This window comes from Mesorhizobium sp. M7A.F.Ca.US.005.03.2.1, assembly GCF_003997795.1.
GTDB lineage: Bacteria > Pseudomonadota > Alphaproteobacteria > Rhizobiales > Rhizobiaceae > Mesorhizobium > Mesorhizobium ciceri.
Genome location: NZ_RZRP01000981.1, coordinates 1 through 2,174, shown reverse-complemented (window position 1 = coordinate 2,174; position 2,174 = coordinate 1). Strand labels below are relative to the sequence as shown.

General features: G+C 62.9%; 1 protein-coding gene and 1 pseudogene. One reads left to right on the top strand and one right to left on the bottom strand.

Annotation, left to right across the window (positions count from 1 at the left end; genetic code table 11):
- Window positions 1-846 (bottom strand): Hsp70 family protein (locus EN991_RS33510; RefSeq protein WP_164769568.1); only part of this gene is annotated, 846 nt, incomplete at its 3' end.
- Window positions 847-1,059: 213 nt separating this feature from the next.
- Between EN991_RS33510 and EN991_RS33505 the strand changes: the two are divergent.
- Window positions 1,060-2,174: pseudogene (locus tag EN991_RS33505) on the top strand (hypothetical protein); the annotation flags it as partial.

Genomic DNA, 2,174 nt, shown 5'->3' with positions numbered 1-2,174 from the left:
GGTGATGAAGGGCAGGTTGATTTCGGTCTGGGTGGTCGACGACAGCTCGATCTTGGCCTCTTCAGCCGCCTCCTTGAGGCGCTGCAGGGCAAGCTTGTCGTTCTTCAGGTCGATGCCCTGTTCCTTCTTGAACTCGGCCGCCAGGTATTCGACCAGGCGCATGTCGAAATCCTCGCCGCCGAGGAAGGTGTCGCCATTGGTCGACTTGACCTCGAACACGCCATCGCCGATTTCGAGCACCGAAATGTCGAACGTGCCGCCGCCAAGGTCATAGACGGCAATGGTCTTGCCTTCCTTCTTGTCGAGGCCATAGGCAAGCGCTGCCGCGGTCGGCTCGTTGATGATGCGCAGCACTTCAAGGCCGGCGATCTTGCCGGCATCCTTGGTCGCCTGGCGCTGGGCGTCGTTGAAATAGGCCGGAACGGTGATGACCGCCTTCTCGACCTTTTCGCCGAGATAGGCTTCCGCCGTCTCCTTCATCTTCTGCAGGATCATGGCCGAAATCTGCGAGGGCGACTGCTTCCTGCCGCCAGCTTCGACCCAGGCATCGCCATTGTCGCCCTTGACGATCTTGTAGGGGACAAGCTTCTTGTCCTTCTCCGTCACCGGATCGTCATAGCGGCGGCCGATCAGGCGCTTGACCGCGAAGATGGTGTTTTCAGGATTGGTGACCGCCTGGCGCTTGGCCGGCTGGCCGACCAGACGTTCGTCGTCGCCCGAGATGGCGACGATGGAAGGCGTCGTGCGCGCGCCTTCCGCATTCTCGATTACCTTGGGCTCCTTGCCATCCATGATGGCGATGCAGGAGTTGGTGGTGCCGAGATCGATACCGATTACTTTTGCCATTTCTCTAGTCTCTCCGCTAAGCAGGCTCTCAGGACCCGTACAGGCGTTCCGACGAAAGCCCCTGTTCACAAGAAATCCCGTTCCGGCAACCGGCACTCCGGCGCCGAACGGCTTGGCGCGTATATAAGAAGAGGCGGCATCGCGCGCAAGCATTCTGCGCAGGCCTTCCATGAACCTTTCCATCTCCGCCCGCGACTGATCTCCAGGTGCCGCATGGTGCGGCCCGGAAAGGAAGCCCCCATGACCAATAACCCAGAGGCTCTGCGGTCTCCGGGAACAACAGGAGCTCGGCGCGACCACCGCCTTCGGGACGGGGTCGATGCGCTGGGCTTTCCGCTGATTCCGTTGACCCTGCGTAAGACCAGGCGTATCGTCGTCTTGAGGAAAGCAGACAATTCGATCAGGGAAGAACGAGCCGGACCGCCGCGCCTTGCCCTGATTTGCGCGGCCAGCCCCGACGTTCTCCCGTCGACTACGGGGGGTAGTGTCATGTCTCGCATCCGCGGCTCGTTCGTGTCGTCTCTTGATGGCGGCTTGCGCCGTGCTGTGCATCCAGGCGGGTTGCTGGCGCTGGCACTCGGCCTGTGGCTGGGCGCCGCGCAGGCGCAGGAAACCCGGATCATCTATCCCGGCTCGATGGCGGTGACCGGATTCTCCGGCACCATCATTCCCAATTTCGACCCCCCTGATTCCGAAAAAGAGGGCCTGCCGCCCGGCGTCGATCCGGTCGACGAAACCTTCATCGACCCCACGCGCGCCACCTTGCGCGTGTTCGACGTTTCGCATCTGGGCGGCCCAGCCTCCGGCCAGCTGGTCAACACGCCGCCGCCCTTCGAGGTGACGGCGGAGCAGATCGGCCAAGTGTTCGGCGTCACCTATGATGACGGCGTGCGCGACGGCGTTCCATCGGGCATTCCCAATCTCTATGCCGGCGCCACCTCGCTGCACGGCATCCGTATCGTCACCCCGGATGCCGACGATGACGGCCGCCCCGAGAGGCAGCGCCGCGGCGCTGCCGGTGCCACCTTCATGGATGGCCAGTTCGGCACCGAAAACGGTGGTGGGCCGGGCACCGTCTGGAAGATCGACGGCATCACCGGCCAGGTCTCCAAATTCGCCGACATCGACACCAACAGCGGTCCCGGCATCGGCAATCTCACTTTCGACGCCACTCACCGCGAGTTCTTTGCGTCCGATCTCGACACCGGCCTGATCCATCGCATCGACGCCGAAGGCAGACTGATCGACAGCTTCGATCACGGCGTTGCCGGCCGGCCCACGCATGGGCTCGCTCCCGTCGCCGACGATGGTTCGGTGATGGACATACA